Annotated in this window: 21 protein-coding genes and 3 pseudogenes; 12 read left to right on the plus strand and 12 right to left on the minus strand. The window is 72.4% G+C overall.

Going from position 1 to position 20,056, the window contains the following annotated elements; all coding sequences use genetic code 11:
• Positions 1-574, minus strand: a 574-nt coding sequence (locus H8R17_RS40360; RefSeq protein WP_187828174.1) for a maltotransferase domain-containing protein, incomplete at its 3' end; no start/stop codon positions are given.
• A gap of 72 nt (positions 575-646) precedes the next feature.
• Positions 647-946: a DUF5133 domain-containing protein gene (locus H8R17_RS40365; RefSeq protein WP_187828175.1), complete on the minus strand. Its 300-nt coding sequence runs from the start codon at positions 944-946 to the stop codon at positions 647-649.
• 344 nt (positions 947-1,290) lie between these two features.
• Here H8R17_RS40365 and H8R17_RS40370 point away from each other — a divergent pair, with 344 nt between their 5' ends.
• Positions 1,291-1,875: a pep a2 gene (locus tag H8R17_RS40370; RefSeq protein WP_262505887.1), complete on the plus strand. Its 585-nt coding sequence runs from the start codon at positions 1,291-1,293 to the stop codon at positions 1,873-1,875.
• Entirely contained in the window at positions 1,872-4,055 is a 2,184-nt protein-coding gene (glgX, locus tag H8R17_RS40375) for a glycogen debranching protein GlgX (protein WP_187828176.1), read from the plus strand. The genes H8R17_RS40370 and glgX overlap by 4 nt, the downstream gene beginning before the upstream one ends.
• On the opposite strand, the gene H8R17_RS40380 is transcribed toward glgX, so the two are convergent.
• The gene (locus tag H8R17_RS40380) at positions 4,052-4,855 is read right to left on the minus strand and encodes a VOC family protein (protein WP_187828177.1); all 804 of its coding nucleotides are present in this window, start codon (positions 4,853-4,855) and stop codon (positions 4,052-4,054) included. The genes glgX and H8R17_RS40380 overlap by 4 nt on opposite strands.
• Before the next feature lie 221 nt (positions 4,856-5,076).
• Between H8R17_RS40380 and H8R17_RS40385 the strand changes: the two genes are divergently transcribed.
• A complete protein-coding gene (locus H8R17_RS40385; protein ID WP_187828178.1) occupies positions 5,077-5,397 on the plus strand; it encodes an ANTAR domain-containing protein in 321 nt (106 codons plus the stop codon).
• A 34-nt stretch (positions 5,398-5,431) separates the two neighbouring features.
• Here H8R17_RS40385 and H8R17_RS40390 read toward each other — a convergent pair whose 3' ends face one another.
• Positions 5,432-6,223: an RNA polymerase sigma factor SigF gene (locus H8R17_RS40390; RefSeq protein WP_187828179.1), complete on the minus strand. Its 792-nt coding sequence runs from the start codon at positions 6,221-6,223 to the stop codon at positions 5,432-5,434.
• Positions 6,224-6,490: 267 nt separating this feature from the next.
• Here H8R17_RS40390 and H8R17_RS40395 point away from each other — a divergent pair, with 267 nt between their 5' ends.
• From H8R17_RS40395 to H8R17_RS40410, 4 genes are all read left to right on the plus strand, one after another.
• Complete coding sequence (locus H8R17_RS40395) at positions 6,491-6,685, plus strand: hypothetical protein (protein ID WP_187828180.1); 195 nt, start codon at positions 6,491-6,493, stop codon at positions 6,683-6,685.
• Positions 6,682-7,518, plus strand: a complete 837-nt coding sequence (locus H8R17_RS40400; protein WP_187828181.1) for an ABC transporter ATP-binding protein — start codon at positions 6,682-6,684, stop codon at positions 7,516-7,518. The genes H8R17_RS40395 and H8R17_RS40400 overlap by 4 nt, the downstream gene beginning before the upstream one ends.
• Positions 7,478-8,257 carry an ABC transporter permease gene (locus tag H8R17_RS40405; protein WP_187828182.1) on the plus strand — a complete coding sequence of 260 codons (780 nt, stop codon included), beginning with the start codon at positions 7,478-7,480 and terminating at the stop codon, positions 8,255-8,257. The genes H8R17_RS40400 and H8R17_RS40405 overlap by 41 nt, the downstream gene beginning before the upstream one ends.
• A gap of 192 nt (positions 8,258-8,449) precedes the next feature.
• Positions 8,450-8,977 carry a hypothetical protein gene (locus H8R17_RS40410; protein ID WP_187828189.1) on the plus strand — a complete coding sequence of 176 codons (528 nt, stop codon included), beginning with the start codon at positions 8,450-8,452 and terminating at the stop codon, positions 8,975-8,977.
• An 88-nt stretch (positions 8,978-9,065) separates the two neighbouring features.
• Here the strand turns inward: H8R17_RS40410 and hemC are convergent, their stop codons facing one another.
• From hemC to H8R17_RS40440, 6 genes and pseudogenes are all read right to left on the minus strand, one after another.
• Positions 9,066-10,001 (minus strand): hydroxymethylbilane synthase, encoded by a 936-nt coding sequence (gene hemC, locus H8R17_RS40415; protein WP_187828183.1) that lies wholly within the window; start codon positions 9,999-10,001, stop codon positions 9,066-9,068.
• Positions 10,002-10,132: 131 nt separating this feature from the next.
• Complete coding sequence (locus H8R17_RS40420; RefSeq protein ID WP_187828184.1) at positions 10,133-10,909, minus strand: NPP1 family protein; 777 nt, start codon at positions 10,907-10,909, stop codon at positions 10,133-10,135.
• A 144-nt stretch (positions 10,910-11,053) separates the two neighbouring features.
• On the minus strand, positions 11,054-12,034 hold the full coding sequence (ligD, locus tag H8R17_RS40425; protein WP_187828190.1) for a non-homologous end-joining DNA ligase: 981 nt from the start codon (positions 12,032-12,034) through the stop codon (positions 11,054-11,056).
• Positions 12,035-12,250: 216 nt separating this feature from the next.
• The gene (locus tag H8R17_RS40430) at positions 12,251-12,940 is read right to left on the minus strand and encodes a response regulator transcription factor (protein WP_187828185.1); all 690 of its coding nucleotides are present in this window, start codon (positions 12,938-12,940) and stop codon (positions 12,251-12,253) included.
• 633 nt (positions 12,941-13,573) lie between these two features.
• Positions 13,574-14,275, minus strand: a pseudogene (locus tag H8R17_RS40435) (histidine kinase dimerization/phosphoacceptor domain-containing protein); the annotation flags it as partial.
• A gap of 111 nt (positions 14,276-14,386) precedes the next feature.
• Positions 14,387-14,862, minus strand: a pseudogene (locus H8R17_RS40440) (MMPL family transporter); the annotation flags it as partial.
• Positions 14,863-14,906: 44 nt separating this feature from the next.
• Between H8R17_RS40440 and H8R17_RS40445 the strand changes: the two are divergent.
• Complete coding sequence (locus H8R17_RS40445; RefSeq protein ID WP_187828186.1) at positions 14,907-15,428, plus strand: MarR family winged helix-turn-helix transcriptional regulator; 522 nt, start codon at positions 14,907-14,909, stop codon at positions 15,426-15,428.
• Between the two features lie 13 nt (positions 15,429-15,441).
• Here the strand turns inward: H8R17_RS40445 and H8R17_RS49600 are convergent, their stop codons facing one another.
• Entirely contained in the window at positions 15,442-16,002 is a 561-nt protein-coding gene (locus H8R17_RS49600; protein WP_399477939.1) for an MFS transporter, read from the minus strand.
• Between the two features lie 146 nt (positions 16,003-16,148).
• Between H8R17_RS49600 and H8R17_RS49605 the strand changes: the two genes are divergently transcribed.
• From H8R17_RS49605 to H8R17_RS40465, 4 genes are all read left to right on the plus strand, one after another.
• The gene (locus H8R17_RS49605; RefSeq protein ID WP_399477942.1) at positions 16,149-16,373 is read left to right on the plus strand and encodes a hypothetical protein; all 225 of its coding nucleotides are present in this window, start codon (positions 16,149-16,151) and stop codon (positions 16,371-16,373) included.
• Positions 16,374-16,543: 170 nt separating this feature from the next.
• On the plus strand, positions 16,544-16,924 hold the full coding sequence (locus tag H8R17_RS40455) for a hypothetical protein (RefSeq protein ID WP_187828187.1): 381 nt from the start codon (positions 16,544-16,546) through the stop codon (positions 16,922-16,924).
• Positions 16,921-17,388 (plus strand): peroxiredoxin, encoded by a 468-nt coding sequence (locus tag H8R17_RS40460; protein ID WP_316959684.1) that lies wholly within the window; start codon positions 16,921-16,923, stop codon positions 17,386-17,388. The genes H8R17_RS40455 and H8R17_RS40460 overlap by 4 nt, the downstream gene beginning before the upstream one ends.
• Positions 17,389-17,456: 68 nt before the next feature.
• Entirely contained in the window at positions 17,457-19,802 is a 2,346-nt protein-coding gene (locus H8R17_RS40465; RefSeq protein WP_187828188.1) for a SpoIIE family protein phosphatase, read from the plus strand.
• Positions 19,803-19,851: 49 nt separating this feature from the next.
• On the opposite strand, the pseudogene H8R17_RS40470 reads toward H8R17_RS40465, so the two are convergent.
• Positions 19,852-20,056 (minus strand): annotated as a pseudogene (locus H8R17_RS40470) (hypothetical protein); the annotation flags it as partial.

A 20,056-nucleotide genomic window follows, 5' to 3' on the forward strand; every position in this document is an offset into this window, starting at 1 on the left:
GCAGGGGCAGTGTCTGCGAGGCGGTGACCAGCTCGCGCAGCGGGTGGCGGGCCAGCACCCGGTCCACCTCCGGCGTCAACGCCGCCGCAAGACGCCACATCCCCGGCAGCGAGTCGTCGCCCAGCTTCGCCGCGGCCTCCAGCAGCACCGCACGCCCGGCATCCTCCGGAACCCCGGCGGCCGCCCGAGCGTACAGCTCGGCACCCTCCTCCAGTACCAGCCCGACATCGATCCCGGCCGGGACCTTGATGCCGGCGGTGTGCCGCCAGGTCGTCACCGGGTCGCTCCAGGCCTCCACGTGATACGTCCAGCGGCCCTCGGCGCCGGGCGTCACCTCGGCGGCCCACCGGTCGGTGCCCGGCGTCAGCTCCCGCATCGGAGTCCACGGGCCCGGACGGCCCGCGGGATCCGTGAGGACGACGTTGGCGGAGACCGCGTCGTGTCCCTCACGGAACACGGTGGCCGAGATCTCGAACGTCTCGCCGACGGCCGCCTTCGCCGGACGTCTGCCGCACTCCACGGCCGGCCGCACATCCCTTACAGGGATGCGGCCGATCGCCTCGGTCGTCCTCATGGGTCTCACCTCCGTCGTGCTCGAAAGCCGGGCCCGAAGGCCCGGCCAAGGGACAAGCCGCGCCGGAAGGCGCTACATACCGACCGGGATACGGCGTTCCGTCGCCGGCGGACCCCGCCGGCCCGCGCCGCGCGGCCCGGGTCGTCCGTCCTGCTCCCGCAAGTAGGCCGTCGGGCTCGTGCGCAGATACCGCTCGGCGGCGTCCGCCGCCTCCCGCGCGCAGCGCTTCCCCATCAGTACGCAGAGGGTGTAGCCCGAGTCCTCGAACGTGGCCCGCACCGTGCGGTCGGCGGGGGACGCGAGCATCACGCGCTCCCAGGCCCGGTACCGCCGCAACTGCCGGGCGACCTCGGTCTTCGAGGGCAGCAGCATGGCACCGTTCACCTCCCGGGGCTCGACGGACGTGTCCCGACGGTCGGGCCGGTGGTCCGTGCGCGCCGGGGCACGGGTCCGTTACGGCGGTCGAAGCCTTCACTCATGGTGCACGGGTGGCGACCCAGCGTCCTGTTGGATCTTCAACCATTCGCGCGCATCGGTCGCTCGAAGGGTCTCTCATGTGACCCGACCACCTCAGATGTGCGCTCGTGTTGCACGAATGGCGTAGCACTCCCACTCTGGAGTCACTCAGAAGCGATCAGTGCTCACGCTTCGTGTTCGGGGCTCGGTCCGCGGGACCGATGAGGAGCGTGGACCTTCGCGGTGAGGAGCAAACGACGATGAAGACCGCAGTGCCCTGCTACTACCACCTCGACGTGGAAGTCAGCCCGGAACGGGTCGGACAGGTCAGGCGCATTCTGGCCGCTCACCTCCGTTTCTGGGACCTGGAGAACCTCGTCGAGCCCGTCTGCCACGCCGCAGAGATGCTGCTGAAGGCCATCGACGAACACGCGACGGACAAGAACACCTCGATCGAGATGTGGTGGAACGGCCAGCACCTCATCACCGCCGTCGCCGACAACGACACCGCCCTGCGCCCCGACCAGGACCTGCGCGGCTGCCTGGAGCACCTGGCCGCCATGAGCGACGGCTGGGGCTGCTGCGCCGCGGAGACCGGCAGCAAGGTCATCTGGTTCTCGCAGCGCGCCCGGGCCGGCCAGCGCGTCCCGCTGGTGCCCACCGCGCCCGCGCCCACCCTGCGCGAGGGGCTCCAGGTGCCCCGCGAGGTCCCGGCCGCCCTGCTGGCCGGACCGGCGAGTACGGCGGGCGGCGTCCTGGAGGACACCGCGGCTGCCGCCCTGGCGGACACCGCGGGCGCTGCCCTGGAGGACGCCGCGGGCGCTGCCCTGGAGGACGCCCGGTGACCGCGAAACGGCGCCGCGGAGCAGGGGTGCCCGCCTGGAGCGGGCGCCCCTACCCCCTGGGCGCAGCCCACGACGGCAAGGGCACCAACTTCGCGCTGTTCAGCGAGGTGGCCCACCGCGTCGACCTCGTCCTCGTGCACGACGACGGCAGCCACAGCAGCGTCCCGCTGACCGAGGTGGACGGCTTCGTGTGGCACGGCTACCTGCCCGGCGTCGGCCCCGGCCAGCGCTACGGCTACCGGGTGCACGGCCCGTGGGACCCGGCCGTCGGCCAGCGCTGCAATCCGAAGAAGCTGCTCCTCGACCCGTACACCCGCGCGGTGGACGGGCAGATCGACAACCACCCCTCGCTCTACGAGCGCACCCCGGGCCGCCCCGACCCGGCCGACAGCGCCGGGCACACCATGCTCGGCGTCGTGACCGACCAGGCCTTCGACTGGGGCGACGACAGCCCGCCGCAGCGCCCGTACGCCGACACGGTGATCTACGAGGCCCACGTCAAAGGCCTGACCCGCACCCACCCCGAGGTCCCGCCCGAACTGCGCGGCACCTACGCGGGCCTCGCCCACCCGGCGGTCGTCGAGCACCTGACCTCACTGGGCGTGACCGCCGTCGAACTGATGCCGGTGCACCAGTACGTCCAGGACGGTGTGCTCCAGGGCCGCGGCCTGTCCAACTACTGGGGCTACAACACCATCGGCTTCTTCGCGCCGCACAACGGCTACGCCGCCCACGGCACCCGCGGCCAGCAGGTCATGGAGTTCAAGTCCATGGTGAAGGCGCTGCACGCGGCCGGCCTCGAAGTGATCCTCGACGTCGTCTACAACCACACCGCCGAGGGCAACGAGAAGGGCCCCACGTTGTCCTTCCGCGGCATCGACAACGCCTCGTACTACCGCCTGGTGGACGGCGACTGGGCGCACTACTACGACACCACCGGCACCGGCAACAGCCTGCTGATGCGGCACCCCTACGTCCTCCAGCTGATCATGGACTCGCTGCGCTACTGGGTCACCGAGATGCACGTCGACGGCTTCCGCTTCGACCTCGCGGCCACCCTGGCCCGGCAGTTCCACGAGGTGGACCGGCTGTCGGCGTTCTTCGACCTGATCCAGCAGGACCCGGTGATCAGTCGCGTCAAGCTGATCGCCGAACCCTGGGACGTGGGCGAGGGTGGCTACCAGGTGGGCAACTTCCCGCCGCTGTGGTCGGAGTGGAACGGCAAGTACCGGGATGCCGTACGGGACTTCTGGCGCGGCGAGGAGCACACCCTCGGCGAGTTCGCCTCCCGGCTGACCGGCTCCGCCGACCTGTACGCACACAGCAGGCGCCGCCCCCGCGCCAGCATCAACTTCGTCACCGCGCACGACGGATTCACCCTGCGCGACCTCGTGTCGTACAACGACAAGCACAACGAGGCCAACGGCGAGGGCAACCGCGACGGCGAGAGCGTCAACCGGTCCTGGAACTGCGGCGCCGAGGGCGAGACCGACGACCCGGCGGTGCTGGAACTGCGCGGTCGGCAGCAGCGCAACCTCCTGGCCACGCTGCTGCTGTCGCAGGGCATCCCGATGCTCGCCCACGGCGACGAACTGGGCCGCACCCAGCGGGGCAACAACAACGCCTACTGCCAGGACAACGAGATCTCCTGGACCGACTGGAAACTCACCGCCGGGCAGCGCGACCTCGTCGCCTTCACCCGGTACGTCATCTCGCTGCGCGCCGCCCACCCCGTGCTGCGCCGGCGCCGTTTCTTCCGCGGCGACACCCTCACACGCGGCGACACCCGCAAGCGCAAGGGACAGTCGCTGCCCGACCTGGTGTGGCTGCTGCCGGACGCCGGCGCGATGACCGACGACGACTGGCAGCGCTCCGACGCCCACTCCGTCGGCGTCTTCCTCAACGGCGACGCCATCGCGGAACCCGACCAGTGCGGCCGGCCCGTCGTGGACGACTCCTTCCTGCTGCTGCTCAACAGCCACTGGGAACCGGTCGACTTCCGCCTGCCCGACGTCAGGTACGGCGAGCGCTGGACGACGCTTCTCGACACCGCCGACGCAGACGGCGTCCCCGACGAACGCGAGCACAAGGCGGGCACCACCGTCACGGTCGGCGCCCGCAGCCTCGTCCTGCTCACCCACCCGCCCCGCACCCACGACCTCCCGGGACAGAACACCTAGCGCCCGCGCCGCGAGGTCACCGTGAACTGCGCGCCGTCGGGGTCCCGCAGCACCGCCTCGTCGCTGCCCTTCGACAGCACGCTGCCGCCGTGCAGCTCCGCGGCCCGCGCGCAGGCCGTCACGTCCGCGACCGTGAAGTGCACCTGCCAGTGCGGCCGGATCGCGGGATCGGGCGCCTCCTCCAGTGCCCCCGACTCGATGCGCGCCACCACGTCCCCGCGGCTGCGCAGCACCACCTCACCGCCCTCGTAGTGCACCTCGCAGCAGCCAGGGCGGTCCGTGGCCCACTCCAGGACCTCCCCGTAGAAGATGGCTGCGTCGAACGCGTCCCGCGTGTGGAGCTTGATGAACGCCGGCTGGGCCCGTCGCCAGGTCTCCCAGGCGGTGAACAGCTCGCCCTCCCAGATCCCGAAGGACGCCCCGTCCCGGTCCGCCAGCAGCGCCGCCCGCCCGGGCGGGAAGGACAGCGGCCCCACCGCCGCCGTACCGCCGCGCTCCTGAGCCCGCCACGCGGCCTCGTCCGCGCTCCGCACCGCGAAGTACGGCGTCCACGCCACCGCCATCTGCCACATCGTGGCCACGCCCGCGATCCCGGCCACCGGCGCCCCGTCCGCCGTCGCGATCCGGAACCGGTCGCCGAGCCTGCCCGGCCGCCACTGCCAGCCCAGCACGGCCCCGTAGAACTCCTCGGTCGCCGGCAGATCACGGCTGGTCAGGCTCACCCAGCAGGGCGCGCCGAAAATGGAGTGCGTGGAGACTACGTGCGCCGTACCGGCGCGGGAGGTCGAGTCGTGGTTCATGGCAGTCGCGTCCTGATCTCGTCGGCCGGCAGGCACCGGTCCGACACCAGTGTCCAACCGGAACCGCTCCCGGCGCCTGTCGAGTACCCCGGCCGCGCCGCCGAAACGGCGCCGGAAACTTCCCGGGCAGCCCAGTGGCACAGTGCGGGGCGAATGACGACGATAGATGGGTCGGAGCATTCGCGGCACGCCAGAGCATCGCACCGTACCCGGAGGTGACCATGCCCACGGACGGGGGCTCGGAGCGGATCTTCGAGCTGCAGGAAGAGGTCCAGCAGTTGAAGGAGGCGGTAGTCTCGCACGCCGTCGTGGACCAGGCGATCGGCATGATCGTCGCGCTCGGCCGGGTGGCGCCCGACCAGGGCTGGGCCGTACTGAAGGACGTCTCGCAGCACACGAACACCAAGCTGCGCAATGTCGCGGAAATGATTCTCATCTGGGGCCGCACCGGCACCATGCCGGAGGAAATCCGGGCCGAACTCGAAGACGCCCTGGACCGCTACGGCCCCACCCAGATTCCCGGCGCACCGCCGGAGAGGTGAGTGAGCTGGGCCGCGCGGGGCGTGGCCCAGCCGCTCAGCGGGTATCGGCGAGCATCTCCTCGCGCAGCCGCGCGAAGCAGGCGCTGAGCAGCCGCGAGACGTGCATCTGCGAGATGCCGAGCTGCTGCGCGATCCGGCTCTGCGTCATGCCCCCGAAGAACCGCAGGTACAGGATGGTCCGCTCGCGCTCCGGGAGCGCCCGCAGGCACGGCGTGACGGCCACCCGGTCCACGACCGTGTCGTACGCGGGTTCCGGACCGCCCAGCGCGTCGCCGAGAGCGTACCCGTCGGTGCCGGGCATCTCCGCCTCCAGCGACAGCGCGGAGAAGCACTCCAGCGCCTCCATCCCGGTGCGCACCTCGCCCTCGCTCAGGTGCGCGAACTCGGCGATCTCGGCGACCGTCGGGGGCCGTCCCGAGGTCGTCTGGGACAGTTCCTTCGCGGCCACCCGCACCCGGTTGCGCAGGTCCTGTACCCGCCGGGGCACGTGCAGGGTCCACATGTGGTCGCGGAAGTGCCGCTTGATCTCGCCGGTGACCGTCGGCACCGCGTACGCCTCGAAGGCGTTGCCGCGCGCCGGGTCGTAGTGGTCGACGGCCTTCACCAGACCCAGGGCCGCCACCTGGTAGAGGTCCTCCAGGGACTCGCCGCGGCCACGGAAGCGGACGGCGATCCGCTCGGCCATCGGCAACCAGGCCCGGACCAGCTCGTCCCGCAGGGCCCGGCGCTCGGGGCCCTCCGGCAGAGCGGCGAGGCGTGCGAAATCCTCCGCCGTGTCCGGGGCGTCGTCATGCGGGTGCTGCTTCGTCCTGCCCGCTGCAGGCATGGTGCGCACCTCCTGAGCAGGTGCTGGATGGACGGACACCACGGGAGGCGACCCGGACCTCAGGGAGACACCGAGGGCCCGATGATCCGGCTCCCACGGACGTGCCTCCTGGCCGAAGCACTGAAATGCACATTCCCGGAATGCCCAGATTCAAAACAATTCATGGAATGTCATGACTCCGGGCGACCGGACGATTCTGCATCGTCGTCGAAAGCCCGGGGAATTCGCATCGGAGTTGCACGTTGTGCAATCGGAAGAATGCGTGGCGTGAATTCGCGACTCGTGGCCCGGCTCTTGACCCGTCCTTGGTCACGGCTCGGCGAGTGGCGCAGGCGCAGCGCCGACGTCGTACGACACCAGCTGGGCCGGCTCGGCGCGGCGGACCGGGCGGCGCTGTGCGCGGCGCTGCCCGCCCTGCGCACCCTGGCCGTCACCCTGCGCGAGGAGGCCGACGAGACATGACCCGGAACACCGCCGCCGAGAAGGCCATCACCATCACCGGCCTCGTCCACACCTTCGGCGAGACCACCGCCGTGGACGGACTCGACCTCGGCGTCCGGGAGGGCGAGGTCTTCGGACTGCTCGGCCCCAACGGTGCCGGCAAGACCACGGCGATCCGCTGCGTCACCACCCTGCTGCCGGTCCCCGCCGGCACGGTCCGCGTCTTCGGCCACGACGCCGCGAAGGAGCCCATGGCCGTACGGCGGCTGCTCGGCTACGTCCCGCAGCAGCTGTCCGCCGACGCCGGCCTCACCGGCCGGGAGAACGTCGCCCTGTTCGCCCGCGTCTTCGACGTACCGCGCCGCGAGCGCGCCGAACGCGTCGCCCAGGCCCTGGCCGCGGTCGGCCTCGCGGACGCCGCCGACCGGCTCGCCGGTACCTACTCCGGCGGTATGGTCCGCCGTCTCGAACTCGCCCAGGCGCTGGTCAGCGCGCCCCGCCTGCTGATCCTCGATGAACCGACCATCGGCCTGGACCCGATCGCCCGCACCGGCGTGTGGGAACACATCGGCGCGGTCCGGGCCGCCACCGGCATGACCGTACTCGTGACCACCCACTACATGGACGAGGCCGACCAGTACTGCGGCCGCGTCGGCCTGATGCACCGGGGCCGCGTCCGCGCCCTCGGCACCCCGGACGAGCTGCGGCGGACCCTCGCCGAACGCAGGGGCACGGACACGCTGCCGACCCTGGAGGACGTCTTCCGCGACGTCGCCGGCAGCGGTCTCGACGCCGACTCAGGAGACTTCCGCGATGTCCGAAGCACCCGCCGCACCGCCCACCGCGTCGGCTGACCGCGACCCCGGCCCCGGCATCGGCCTGCTGCTGCGGCCGCCCGAACCACGGGCCGGCTGGCGCCTGTTGCCCGCCCGCGTCGCCGCCATGTGCGCGGTCGAACTGCAGAAGCTGCGGCACGGCACCGAGCTGTACACCCGCGCCGTGCAGCCCGCCCTCTGGCTGCTGATCTTCGGTCAGACCTTCACGCACCTGCGGGCGATCCCCACCGGCGGCATCCCCTACATCGACTACCTGGCGCCCGGCATCATCGCCCAGTCCGCGATGTTCATCGCGATCTTCTACGGCATCCAGATCATCTGGGAGCGGGACGCCGGAATTCTCAACAAGCTCCTGGTGACACCGACACCGCGCGCGGCCCTGATCACCGGCAAGGCGTTCGCGGCCGGGGTCAAGTCGCTCGTCCAGGCCGTCGTCGTCCTCGCCTCCGCCTTCTTCTCCTGCCTGTCGATGACCATCGCCGGTATCGTGCTCAGCCGCGACCGGCTACTGGGCTTCGGGCAGGCGATCACCATGCCGCTGTTCTTCGGCTCCAACGCCCTGTACCCGCTGTCGCTGATGCCCGGCTGGCTCCAGGCGGTCAGCAAGGCCAACCCCCTCAGCTACGAGGTCGACGCCCTGCGCGGCCTCCTCCTCGGCACGCCCCACCACCTCGCGGCCGACTTCGCGGTGCTGGCCGTGGCCGCTGCGCTCGGCATCACCGCGGCCTCGGCCCTCCTGGGCCGGCTGGCCCGCTGATCTTCACCCGTGGACGTGATGTGCGGCACGCCCCGGCAAGCGCTTTCAGCAACTGTTGCCGGATTCCTCCTGCGCATGGCTTGATCAGCGATCAGAAGGGGTGAACTGCCTGGCCACAGCGCATTCTGCTCATTTGACAGTGGCTTGAGCGCACAGATAGAGAAGCAGCTCCGAGATGTCGAGAGGTGCACCGTGTACGAGCCGAACGTGGTCGGGGACTGGCAGGAGTACGACGAGCATGCCGGTCTGCGGGTGCGCGTGCACCGGCTGGAGACGGCCGAACCGCCGCGCGCCCGGGACGACGCCGCCGAGTCACTGACGTACTTCCGGTTGCGGGTGACCGTGGAGAACCGCGGCGACCGGCACTTCGGCATCCACCTGGAGGACGGCCAGATCGACGTCCGGATCGGCCCGGACGGCGAGAGCGCGTTCCTCGACTGGCGCAACTCGCAGTTCATCGAGGGCTTCGACGTCTATCCGCTGCGCCGGGTCACCGCCGTGCTGTATGCCGCGGGTCCGGAGGCCGCCCTGAGCCATGTCGACGTCCAAGTCCAGCTGCGCGTCGACGAGGAGTGGACCGGCCGCCGTGTGTGGGCGGGCGGCATCGGAGTACACGAGGAGGGCCCCGCCGGGACCGGCTCCGGCGCGGGCCGCGAGGACGGCCTGGCGCACCAGGTGAGCGCCTTCCTGCGGGACCAGGCGGAGGAAGGCACCTCCTGATCGGGCGTCAGTGGACCGCCCAGGGGTGGATCACCCCTGGTCCAGTCGGGCACCATGCCCCGGAGCGGGCCAATCCGGATGACGGACCTCAGTGCGGGATACCGTCGATGATCTCGCGGGCGCCCTGGCGCAGCAGGGCCACGGCGACCGACGTACCGAGGGTGGCCGGGTCCAGGCGGCCCGCCCACTCGTGGGCGTTCAGCCGGGTCTTGCCGTCCGGCGTGAACACGCAGGCCCGCAGGGACAGTTCGCCGCCCCGGTCCACGCGTGCGTACCCGGCGATCGGGCTGTTGCAGTGCCCCTGCAGGACGTGCAGGAACATCCGCTCCGCGGCGGCCTCCCGGTAGGTGTCCGGATCGCCGAGGCCGCTGACCGCGTCGATGAGCTCGGTGTCGTCCTCGCGGCACTGGAGGGCGAGGATGCCCGCGCCGATCGGCGGCATCATCGTCTCGGGGGAGAGGACCTCGCTGATCACGTCACGGCGGCCGATGCGCTCCAGGCCGGACACCGCCAGCAGCAGCGCGTCCGCCTCGCCGGCGGCCAGTTTCGCCAGACGCCGGTTGGCGTTGCCGCGGAAGGGCACGCACTCCAGGTGCGGATGCGTGGCGGCCAGCTGGGCGACCCGCCGTACCGAGGAGGTGCCGATCCGGGTCCCGGCCGGAAGCTCGTCCAGGGTCAGGCCGTCCGGGCGGATCAGGGCGTCCCGGATGTCGTCCCGCTTCAGGAACGCCGCGAACACCGTGCCCGCCGGGAGCGGCCGGTCGGCGGGCACGTCCTTGACGCAGTGCACCGCGAGATCGGCCTCGCCGGCCAGCAGCGCGGCGTCCACCTCCTTGGTGAACGCCCCCTTGCCCTCGACCTTGGACAGATCGCCCATCCACTTGTCCCCGGTCGTCTTCACCGGCACGACCTCGGTGCGCACCCCGGGGTGGAGGGCCCTCAACTCGGCGCGTACACGCTCGACTTGGGCGAGCGCCATGGGGGAGTCGCGGGAGACGATACGAATCAGTTCAGGGACGGACATGCGGACACGATAGACCCTCACGAGGGTGCGCCTGTGCCGTACCGCCCGTGCCGCACGTCACCGCACGCCGGTCCGGGTTCGGGGCGGTGAGCCCGGGCGGGGAGTCGCCCGGGCTCCCGGAACCGGCCGGATCAGGCGTTCGGGTCGAACGGGATGCCGGACGGCTTGGCCGACGCCAGGTTGTTCGCGAAGTTGGCGTCCTTCAGGCCGAAGTTGGCGCTGCCGAAGCTGTACGCGCTCAGCTTGTCGCGCAGCCCCGCCGGATAGCCGTTCCAGCCGACCAGCGGCGGATACTGCCAGGTGCCCTTGTGGTTCTCCGGCGGCTCGTCACCCGAGCCCGCCAGCCGGAAGCAGTGCGTGCTGGCGCCGTCCTTGTGGTAGACGATCTTCGCGTGCGTGCCGTCGAGGCGGACCGCGGAGCGCGCGTGCACGGTGTACGAGCCGTGGTTGGACGTCGACACGTACTGGACCGTGTTGTTCTGCACCCACACCACGACGTGCTCCCAGTCGTGCCGGTGCCCGCCGATGCTGCTGCCCGCGACGGCCTGGTCCTTCTCGAAGTACAGGCCGTACATGTAGGCGCACCAGCCGTTGTTGCACTTGGAGCGCGAGTAGCCGTTGGTGTTGTCCAGGTCCGAGGCGTCCCGGCAGTCGCCGCTCAGGGAGCCGGTCGGGTTGAGGCCGCCGTTGACCGTGCCGTCCGGGCCGATCGCGGGGGTCGGGTAGCAGCCGTCCGTGTCGTAGTCGTAGGCGGGCTGGTACGCCTGCTCCGCCGCCTCGGCGTTGGCGGGCAGCGCGCCGGGCGGGGCGGCGAAGGCGGTGGCGGGGAAGGCGACGACGAGCGCGGCGGCACCGGCAACACCGGTGAGCCATCGCCTGCGGCGAGTTGAGAGCACGGGTGACGACACTGCGTCCTCCTCCTGATGCGGGCGCAGCCCAACGGCTGTGGGGGGCAAGGCAGTTCAGCCTCCCCATTAGTCGCGTCCATGCCAAGAGGGTGCAGGCGTCTCATCGGTGAATCACGCCCCAACACTTCGCAGCCGGCGCAGGGATCACACCAAGTCGTCCGGAAGGTCGGCTGCCGCCTCCTCGGGCATCAGATCCGGCCGCAGCCGCACCCAGGACGGCTGGCGCAGCATGCCGTCGCGGGTACGGACGCTGTAGCGGACCTCGCCGACCAGCCGGGGCACCACCCAGTGCGCACCCGGCGCGTGCGGCACCGGGTCGAAGGGGCACGCGTCGGTCGCGGCGGCATGCAGCAGCGCGGCCAGTTCGGTCCGCTCGGCCTCGCTCCAGCCGGTGCCCACCCCGCCGACGTACCGCAGCCGCCCCGCCGCCCGCTGTCCCACCAGCACGGCGCCCGGCAGGCCCGTCAGCCGCCCCTTGCCGGAGAGCCAGCCCCCGACGATGACGTCCTCGCTGCGCATGTTGCGGATCTTGATCCAGGCGCGGGAGCGCACCCCGGGCTCGTACAGCGAGTCCAGCCGCTTGCACACCAGGCCCTCCAGGCCGTGCTCGCGGGTGGCGCGCAGGGCCTGCTCGCCGTGGCCGACGAGCGCGGCCGGAGTCGACCAGGCCGGGCCGACGAGGCCGAGGCCCTCCAGGAGCGCGCGGCGCCGCGCATAGGGCAGCCGCAGCAGCGAGTGCCCGTCGAGGTGCATCACGTCGAACAGCACCAGGTGGACCGGTACGGTCGCCGCCCGCCGCGCCGCCCTGCCGGGCGCGTGGGCCAGGCCCATGCGGGACTGCAGCAGTTGGAAGCTCGCGCGGCCCTCCGCGTCCAGGGCGAGGATCTCCCCGTCCAGCACCGCGGACGTGCTGCCGAGAGCCCCGCCGAGCGGCCCCAGCTCGGGGTACGCGGCCGTGATGTCCTGCCCCGAGCGGGCACGCAGCGCCACACTGCCGTCCCCGGCGAGATAGACCACCACGCGCTGGCCGTCCTGCTTGGTTTCGTACGCCCAGCGTGCCTCCTGCGTGGCGGGCGGCAGCGTGCCGGGCGTGGCGAGCATCGGGGCGATCAGCGGCAGGTCCACGGGTGAGTTCTCGACGCACCCGCGCGCGGCCACGCCCGTTTCCCGCCGGTTTCGCCTGAACGGCGCCGACAGGCGACAGCGCCGGATGTCACAGGCGCCGACCGCCGGCGGTTCGCCGATCCCCGCTCAGCCACACGCCACCAGCCGCCGGCGGCCCGAGGGCCTGGACCTGCCTGGCGGACCGGCGTCGACCGCGGCTCGCGGTGCCGCCGCCCCTCAGCGCTCCCCGGACGGCGGGGGCGCGGCCCGCACGAGCCCCGACTGGTAGGCGACGACGACGAGTTGGGCGCGGTCGCGGGCGCCCAGTTTCGTCATCGCCCGGTGCACATGGGTGCGCACCGTCAGCGGGCTGACGAAGAGCTTCTCGGCGATCTCGTCGTTGGAGTGCCCCTCGGCCACCCGGGCCATGACCTCGCGCTCGCGCGCGGTGAGGGAGGCCAGGTCCTCCGGCGACGCCAGCCGGGAGCTCTGCTCGGGGGAGGCCAGGAAACGGGTGATCAGGGCGCGGGTGGCGAGCGGCGACAGCAGCGACTCGCCCGCGGCCACGGTCCGGACGCCGTCGATGAGCCCGTCGGCGGTGACGTCCTTGCCGAGGAAACCGCTGGCCCCGGCCCGCAGCGCCTGCGCCACGTACTCGTCGATCTCGAACGTGGTGAGGATCAGCACACGGGTGCCGGACAGTTCCGGATCGGAGCAGATCGCGGACGTGGCGGCGAGGCCGTCGGTGCCGGGCATGCGGATGTCCATGATGACGACGTCGGGGCGGTGGGTGCGCGTCAGGCCGACGGCCTCGGCGCCGTCGGTCGCCTCGGCGACCACCTCCATGTCCTCGCACGATTCGATCAGGATCCGGAAGGTGGCCCGCAGCAGGGCCTGGTCGTCGGCGAGCAGTACACGGATCGTCATGCGCAGCGGTCTTCCGGTCGTGGGGCCTGGGGGTCGTCGGACGGTGAGGTCAGGGAGGTGCTCGGTGGTGGTGCGTGAGGGGTGTCGGGTGGTGGGGTCCCGGGGGTGTCCGGTGGTGGTGCGTGAGCGGCGTCGGCTTGCGGGGGCCGGGGGTTGCCCGGTCGCGGTGCGTGAGGGGTGTTGGGTGGTGGGGTCCCGGGGGTGTCCGGCGGCGGAGCCTGGAGGCTGCCGGAGAGAGCGGGCGCAGAGCCGTCCGCTCCCGGAGCGCGCGGATGCAGCGGCAGCGTCGTGGTGACCTCGAACCCGCCCTCGGCGCGATGCCCGGCGCGCAGCGTGCCGCCGACGGAGCGGGGCCCGCTCGCGCATGCCCATGAGGCCGTAGCCGTGGCCCGGCACGTTGGTGAGGGCCTCCTGCACGATGCGGAACGCCGTGAGGTCCACCGCGGGCGAGATCACCGGTGCCTCGCCCGCGATGGTGACGGTGACCTCGACTCCGGCGGCCCTGCACGCGGCGGTCAGCTCGGGGAGCCGCGCGAGTCCCGGCGCCGGCTGCAACGGGTCGTCGGTGCCATCCGCCTGGCGTAGCAGCCCGACGGCGGCCTTGAGTTCGCGCAGCGCCTCCGCGGTGGTGCCGGACAGACCGGTGAGGATTTCCCCGACCTGGTCGGGGCGGACGCGCGCGAGGTGGGCCGCGGTGCCCGCCTGCGCGTGTGCGAGGGCCAGGTGATGGTCCACGACGTCGTGCAGGTCCCGGGCGATGCGCATCCGCTCCTCGGCGACCCCGAGGCGCGCCTCCTCCTCCCGGGCGCGCTCGGCGTGCTCGGCGCGTGCCCTCATGGCCTCCAGATAGGCCTGCCGTATCCGGGCCGCGGTGCCCGCCGCCACCGGCAGCAGCAACCAGAAGGCCGGGCTGACCGTCTTGACGATCAGCGGATACGGGTTCGGGTCGAGCAGCGTGGTGCTCACCGCCACCAAGGCGATGGCGCCGAGAAGGTAGCGCCGCGCGGTCCGCCGGTCGGTGAACGCCGCCAGCCAGTACAGCGCTCCCATGGCCGGTGCCATCAACAGTGGGTTGAGCAGATAGCCCAGCGTGGCGGCGGCCGCAGTGCAGCCCACGGCGACGACGGTCACGGCGCGCGGGTGCCGGCGGTGCCCCAGCAGGGAGACGCAGGCGACGACCGAGAGCACCATGTGAGGCAGCAGACTGGGCGGCTGCTCGGCACCGGGCGGGCTGAGTACGCCGCCCAGGATGGCGAGGCCGAGCAGGGCCATGACCGGCGCCGCATGCGTGAGGTGCGGATGGCGCGCGGTGTACCGCTCCAGGGTGAGGGCCATGGGTTCTCCGGTCGGGGGCTGAGACCATCGTGGACGATGATGCGTCCGGACGGCCGCGGAGGGCCGCCCGTGTCGTGACACGGGTGGCCCTCGGACGTGGGGCCAGGGGGATCAGACTCGCGCCGGGGGCGCCGTCTCGGCCGGGGCCGGTACGGCGGCGGCCCGCTGGGTGAGCGCCTCGCCCTCCACGCCGACGTTCGGCAGCAGCCGGTTCAGCCATCCGGGCAGCCACCTGGCCCGGTCGCCGAGCAGAGCGAGCACGGTGGGCACGAACGCCACGCGGACCACGAACGCGTCGAACAGGACGGCGACCGCCAGCCCGAACCCGATCGCCAGGAAGATCGGCATCAGGTTCATGACCGGACCGGTCTCCTCGACCCCGAGCAGGCCGGCGCCGTGGCCCCACTGGAAGACGGCGACGACCGAGCCGAGCGCAGTGAGCACCGACAGCAGGAAGCCGAGCGCCGCCTTGAGGGGCACGAGGGCGGACCGGAAGACGACGAGCAGCAGCACGAACGCCAGGCCGTCAGATAGGGCACCAGCGCCGACTGCACCTTCGCGGACACGTCGATGCGTCTACTGGTTGACTTCAATTAGTTGAGTTACGCAACGAGATGGTAAAGTGGCTCGTATGTCCACACAACCGCTCCCCGACGTCCCCGTGTCCCCGGAAGTGGCCGAGATCGAGCGCGCGCTCACCCGCATCACCTACCTGAGCACGCGTGCCCGGCAGCACGACCGCCTGATGGCCATGGCGGGGGTGCCGCTGGACCGTGCCGCCGTGGCGCTGCTGCGCCAGGTCGCCGACTCCGAGGCGCTGCGCCCGGGGGAGCTGGCCGCCCGGCTGGGCGTGGAGGCCTCGCACGTGACCCGCACGGTGCAGCAGCTGCAGAAGTCCGGCTGTGTCAGCCGGGTCCCCGACCCCGACGACCGCCGCGCCCAGCGCATCGAGCTCACCGACGCCGGCCGCCAGGCCATCAGCCGCATCCGCGCGGCCGGTGCCCGCGGCATGCAGCTGGCCCTGTCCCAGTGGGAGCCCGAGGACCTGCGGCAGCTCGCCTCCCTCTTCCACCGCATGGTCGACGACTTCCTCGCCGCCGCTGCCACCGTCGAGGAGGAACAGCAGCCCGCCGGGACGGCAGGCACGGCCTGACCCGTCCACGCGCTCACCGTGCGCCGACATCACCCGCCGCCGTGCGGGCGGCCGCCGACGGTCCCGGCGGCGCGGGCTCGCGCAGCCCGACGAGCAGCAGCCGGTCCACGGCCGGCAGGGCGACCAGTGGCAGCAGCGCGAGCTGCAACGACGTCACGTCGGCGAGCGCACCGACCGCGGGCGCCGCGATCCCGCCGACGCTGACGGCCAGCCCCAGCGTGACGCCGCTCGCCGTGCCCACCCGCCGGGGCAGGTAGTCCTGGCCCAGGGTGATGTGCAGCGAGAAGGAGACGTACAGACCGGCCGACGCGAGCGTCACGCACAGATACACCGCCGGTCCGGGCACCAGCACCACGCCGGCGACCGCCAGAACGGTCAGCACGTACGAACGGCGGACCACCGCCAGCCGCCCGTACCGGTCCGCTGGCCGGCCTCCCGCCACCGTGCCCGCCGCACCGCCCAGGTGGAGCACGAACAACGCGGCAGTCCCCGCCGCCTCCCCACCGCCGGTGCGCTCCCGGACGTACAGCGACACGAACGCGCTCAGCCCGACGAAGACGATCGACCGGCACACGACGGCACCGGAGAGACGGAGGAACGACGCCCAGTCGTCACTGGGGCCGGCAGCGGCGGTCCCGCCAGGCCCGCGCCAGCGGGCGGCGGCGCGTCGACCACCGCACCGACAGCCGGCCTGCGAGCGGCCCCGGCGACGGCCGGCCGGTGAGCCGCCCCCGCCGCCCGCACCGCAGCCGAGCACAGCACCGCCCCCGCGAGAGCCGGTACGACCAGCAGGGGAGAGGCACGCAGCCCGCCCGTGGCGACGACCGCGGCGACGAGCAGCGGCGCCAGCGCGAAGCCGGCGTTGCCGCCCAGGGAGAACCAGCCTTCATTGACGTCTTCCGCCGCTCCTTCGGCTACACGCCGGGCACCCACAACCGCCGCTAGGACCTGTCAGGCACCGTCCCTGCGAGACGGGCTGATCCGAGAGACGGGCCTCAGTCCGGGCACGCACCGCACACCCCCGCGTCGCCCGCACGTCCGCTCCCCAACCCCCGGCATCCTCCCGCCGCTTACGCCCCAGTAATATCCGCGTCAGGCCACCACCAGGAGGATCCGTGCCCCGGTCCCAACGCTCCCCCCTGCTGCTCGCCGGCCTGCTGGCCACCGCGGGCGTCGCCCACTTCGCCGCGCCCCGCCCGTTCGACGCGACGGTCCCGCGCGCCCTGCCGGGCACGCCCAGGGCCTGGACGTACGCCAGTGGCGCCGCCGAGCTGGCGCTGGCCGCGGGGCTCGCGCTGGCGCGCACCCGGCAGGCCGCCGCGCTGGCCACGGCGGCGTTCTTCGTCGGCGTGTTTCCCGCCAACGTGAAGATGGCCGTGGACTGGCGGCACCGCCCCGCCCCGCAGCGGGCCCTGGCCCTCGGACGGCTGCCGCTGCAGGTGCCGCTGGTGCTGTGGGCCCGCGGCATCGCCCGGAGCGGGGAGGGCCGGTCGTGACCCGCCGTGTGGAGACCGGCGACACAGTCGACGACTTCGCCCTGCCCGACGAGACCGGCACCACCCGCCGCCTCACCGAGCTGCTCGCCGACGGCCCGGTCGTGCTCTTCTTCTATCCCGCCGCCCTGACCCCCGGCTGCACCGCCGAGGCCTGCCACTTCCGGGACCTGGCCACCGAGTTCGCGGCCGTCGGCGCGCAGCCCGTCGGTATCAGCGCGGACCCGGTCGAACGGCAGGCCGAGTTCTCCGGCCGACACACCCTCGGCATGCCCTTGCTGTCCGACACCGACGGCACGGTCCGCGAGCGGTTCGGCGCCACCCGCGGTTTCTCCCTGGCCCCCACCAAGCGCGTCACCTTCGTCATCGCCCAGGACCGCACCGTCCTTGACGTGGTGCGCAGCGAACTGCGGATGAACACCCACGCGGACCGCGCGCTCGCCGCGCTGCGCGCCCACCGGACCTGACACAATCACGGCTGTCACAAGTGCCGCCGCGGTTGATACGGGGCGGCAAAAGGATAATCCTGGACGATATGGAGGACGCCTCCGCCGCGGTGGTCATCGATGCCCGCGGCATTGTGACCGGGTGGAGCGACGGAGCCCGGCGGCTGACCGGATACCCGGCCGACGAGGTCGTGGGCAGGGCCGTACGCGAGCTGCTCGCCGAGGACCCGCCGCCCGACGCGGAGCCCAAGCTGTCGGGCACCGTCCTGCTACGGCACCACGACGGCTCGCTCGTCGCGCTCCGCCTCAGGCCCTGCGCGGTGACCGGCCCGGACGGCGCACCCGCGGGATACGTGGTCACCGCCGAACAGCCGGGCGGCGCGGAGACCTCCCTGGCAGGGCAGGCCTTCCAGCAGGCGTCCATGTCGATGTCCGTCTTCGACACCAGCCAGCGCTATCTGCGGCTCAACAACGCCGCCTGCCACGTAATGGGCGTACCCGAGGAGATCCTGGTCGGCCGGCACTTCCCCGAGACCGTCGAGGACGCCGAGCACAGCCGCGGCTTCCTACAGCACCTGCGCCAGGTGTCCGAGACGGGCCACCCGACGCGCTACGAGAGTTACACGGGCGCCCCGGCCCTGAACCGGGAACACGCCTGGACCACCGAGATGTGGCCGGTGCGGGACGCCTCCGGCGAAATCCTCGGCACCGCGCTCGCCGCGTTCGACAGCACCGAGCAGTACTGGGCGCGGCAGCGGCTGGCCCTGCTGAACGAGGCCGCGGCCACCATCGGCACCACCCTCGACGTGGTACACACCGCCGAGGAGCTGATCGGGATCGTCGTGCCCCGGTTCGCCGACTTCGCCAGCGTCGACCTGTTCGACTGGGTCCTCGGCGCCGACGAAGCACCGGCGGTACCCGGCGCGGCCATCCTGCTGCGCCGAGTCGCCCACGGCTCCATCACCGAGGGCACCCCCGAAGCGGCCGTCCACCTGGGCGAGGCGGACTCCTACCCCTCCCTGTCCCCGCTCGTCCAGGCCATGCGGGAAGGGCGGGCGATCCTCAGCCAGGCGGGCGAGCCCCCGTTCATGCGCTGGGTCGCGGAGCGCAACGCGCGCTCCCCGGACGGACAGCCCTACCGCATCGGCGCCCACTCGATGATGGCGGTGCCGCTGCGCGCCCGCGGCACCACCCTGGGCGTCGCCGTGGTCGTCCGCATCAAACAGCCCGAGGACTACGCCGCCGACGACGCCGTGTTCGCCGAGGAACTGGCCAGCCGGGCCGCCGTCTGCATCGACAACGCCCGCCGCTTCGTCCGCGAGCGCACCACCGCCCTCGCCCTCCAGCACAGCCTGCTGCCCCGCGGACTGCCCGGCCAGGCGGCCGTCGAGGTGGCTCACCGCTACCTGCCCTCCGGGTCGGCGGCCGGCATCGGCGGCGACTGGTTCGACGTCATCCCGCTGTCCGGCAGCCGGGTCGCCCTCGTCGTCGGCGACGTCGTCGGCCACGGCATCCCGTCCTCGGCCACCATGGGCCGCCTGTGCACGGCCGTGCGCACCCTCGCGGACGTGGACCTGCCGCCGGACGAGCTGCTCACCCACCTCGACGACCTGGTCACCCACCTGGCCTCCGACGACAACGCCGACGAGGAGGTCGCCGAACTGGGCGCCACTTGCCTCTACGCCGTCTACGATCCCGTCTCCCGTCGCCTGGCCATGGCCGCCGCGGGACATCCCGCGCCCGCCGTCGTACTGCCCGACGGCACCGCGCACCTCGTTCCCCTCAGCGCGGGGCCGCCGCTCGGCGTCGGCGGGCTGCCGTTCGAGGCGACGGAGCTCACGCTGCCCGAGGGCTCCGTCGTCGCCCTCTACACCGACGGACTCATCGAGGACCGCGACCGCGACGTCGACCACGCCACCGCCGAACTGTGCCGCGCCCTGACCGCCTCCACCGACACCCTCGACACCTTGTGCGACACCGTGCTGAAGGCGGTGCTGCCGGAGGAGCCCGGCGACGACGTGGCGCTGCTGCTGGCCCGCACCCGGGCCCTCGGCGCCGACCAGGTCGCCACCTGGGACGTGTCGCCGGACCCTGCACACGTGGCCGCCACCCGGCAGGCCGCCACCGAGCAGTTGTCCGTGTGGGGCCTGGACGAGGCCGCGTTCGTCACCGAACTCGTCGTCAGCGAGCTGGTCACCAACGCCATCCGGTACGGCGCCGAGCCCATCCAGCTGCGCCTGATCCGCGACCGCACCCTCATCTGCGAGGTCTCCGACGGCAGCTCCACCTCACCGCACCTGCGCCGCGCCCACGCGTTCGACGAGGGCGGGCGGGGACTGCTCCTGGTCGCCCAGCTCACCCAGCGCTGGGGCAGCCGCCAGACCGGCAGAGGCAAGACGATCTGGGCCGAACAGTCCCTGACACCGCTGTTCTGACCGACGGCCCCTGGCTGTTGTGACCAACGGCGGCCCTTGCCCTCCGCCGTCACGCGGCCCCACTCTCCCGCACCACGTCCTGTGGCTTCTTGTCGTCCCGCACCCCCAGATAGCGCGGATGGCGCAGTATGCCGTCGCGGGTCCACTCGGTGAAGTCGATCTGCGCCACTAGGTTCTGTCTGGAGTTCGGATCAGGAGTTCGGTAGATCGCCTGCGCGCGAGGGCTCGGTCTTGATAGGCCGTCAGTCATGGCG

The organism is Streptomyces sp. TRM68367, from assembly GCF_014495685.1.
Classification (GTDB): domain Bacteria; phylum Actinomycetota; class Actinomycetes; order Streptomycetales; family Streptomycetaceae; genus Streptomyces.

Excerpts from the sequence above, each read along its gene's own strand:
- H8R17_RS40365 (WP_187828175.1), bottom strand. The coding sequence starts at position 946 with ATGCTGCTGCCCTCGAAGACCGAGGTCGCCCGGCAGTTGCGGCGGTAC.
- H8R17_RS40370 (WP_262505887.1), top strand. The coding sequence starts at position 1,291 with ATGAAGACCGCAGTGCCCTGCTACTACCACCTCGACGTGGAAGTCAGC.
- H8R17_RS40380 (WP_187828177.1), bottom strand. The coding sequence starts at position 4,855 with ATGAACCACGACTCGACCTCCCGCGCCGGTACGGCGCACGTAGTCTCC.
- H8R17_RS40385 (WP_187828178.1), top strand. The coding sequence starts at position 5,077 with ATGCCCACGGACGGGGGCTCGGAGCGGATCTTCGAGCTGCAGGAAGAG.
- H8R17_RS40390 (WP_187828179.1), bottom strand. The coding sequence starts at position 6,223 with ATGCCTGCAGCGGGCAGGACGAAGCAGCACCCGCATGACGACGCCCCG.
- H8R17_RS40400 (WP_187828181.1), top strand. The coding sequence starts at position 6,682 with ATGACCCGGAACACCGCCGCCGAGAAGGCCATCACCATCACCGGCCTC.
- H8R17_RS40405 (WP_187828182.1), top strand. The coding sequence starts at position 7,478 with ATGTCCGAAGCACCCGCCGCACCGCCCACCGCGTCGGCTGACCGCGAC.
- hemC (WP_187828183.1), bottom strand. The coding sequence starts at position 10,001 with ATGTCCGTCCCTGAACTGATTCGTATCGTCTCCCGCGACTCCCCCATG.
- H8R17_RS40430 (WP_187828185.1), bottom strand. The coding sequence starts at position 12,940 with ATGACGATCCGTGTACTGCTCGCCGACGACCAGGCCCTGCTGCGGGCC.
- H8R17_RS40445 (WP_187828186.1), top strand. The coding sequence starts at position 14,907 with ATGTCCACACAACCGCTCCCCGACGTCCCCGTGTCCCCGGAAGTGGCC.
- H8R17_RS40465 (WP_187828188.1), top strand. The coding sequence starts at position 17,457 with ATGGAGGACGCCTCCGCCGCGGTGGTCATCGATGCCCGCGGCATTGTG.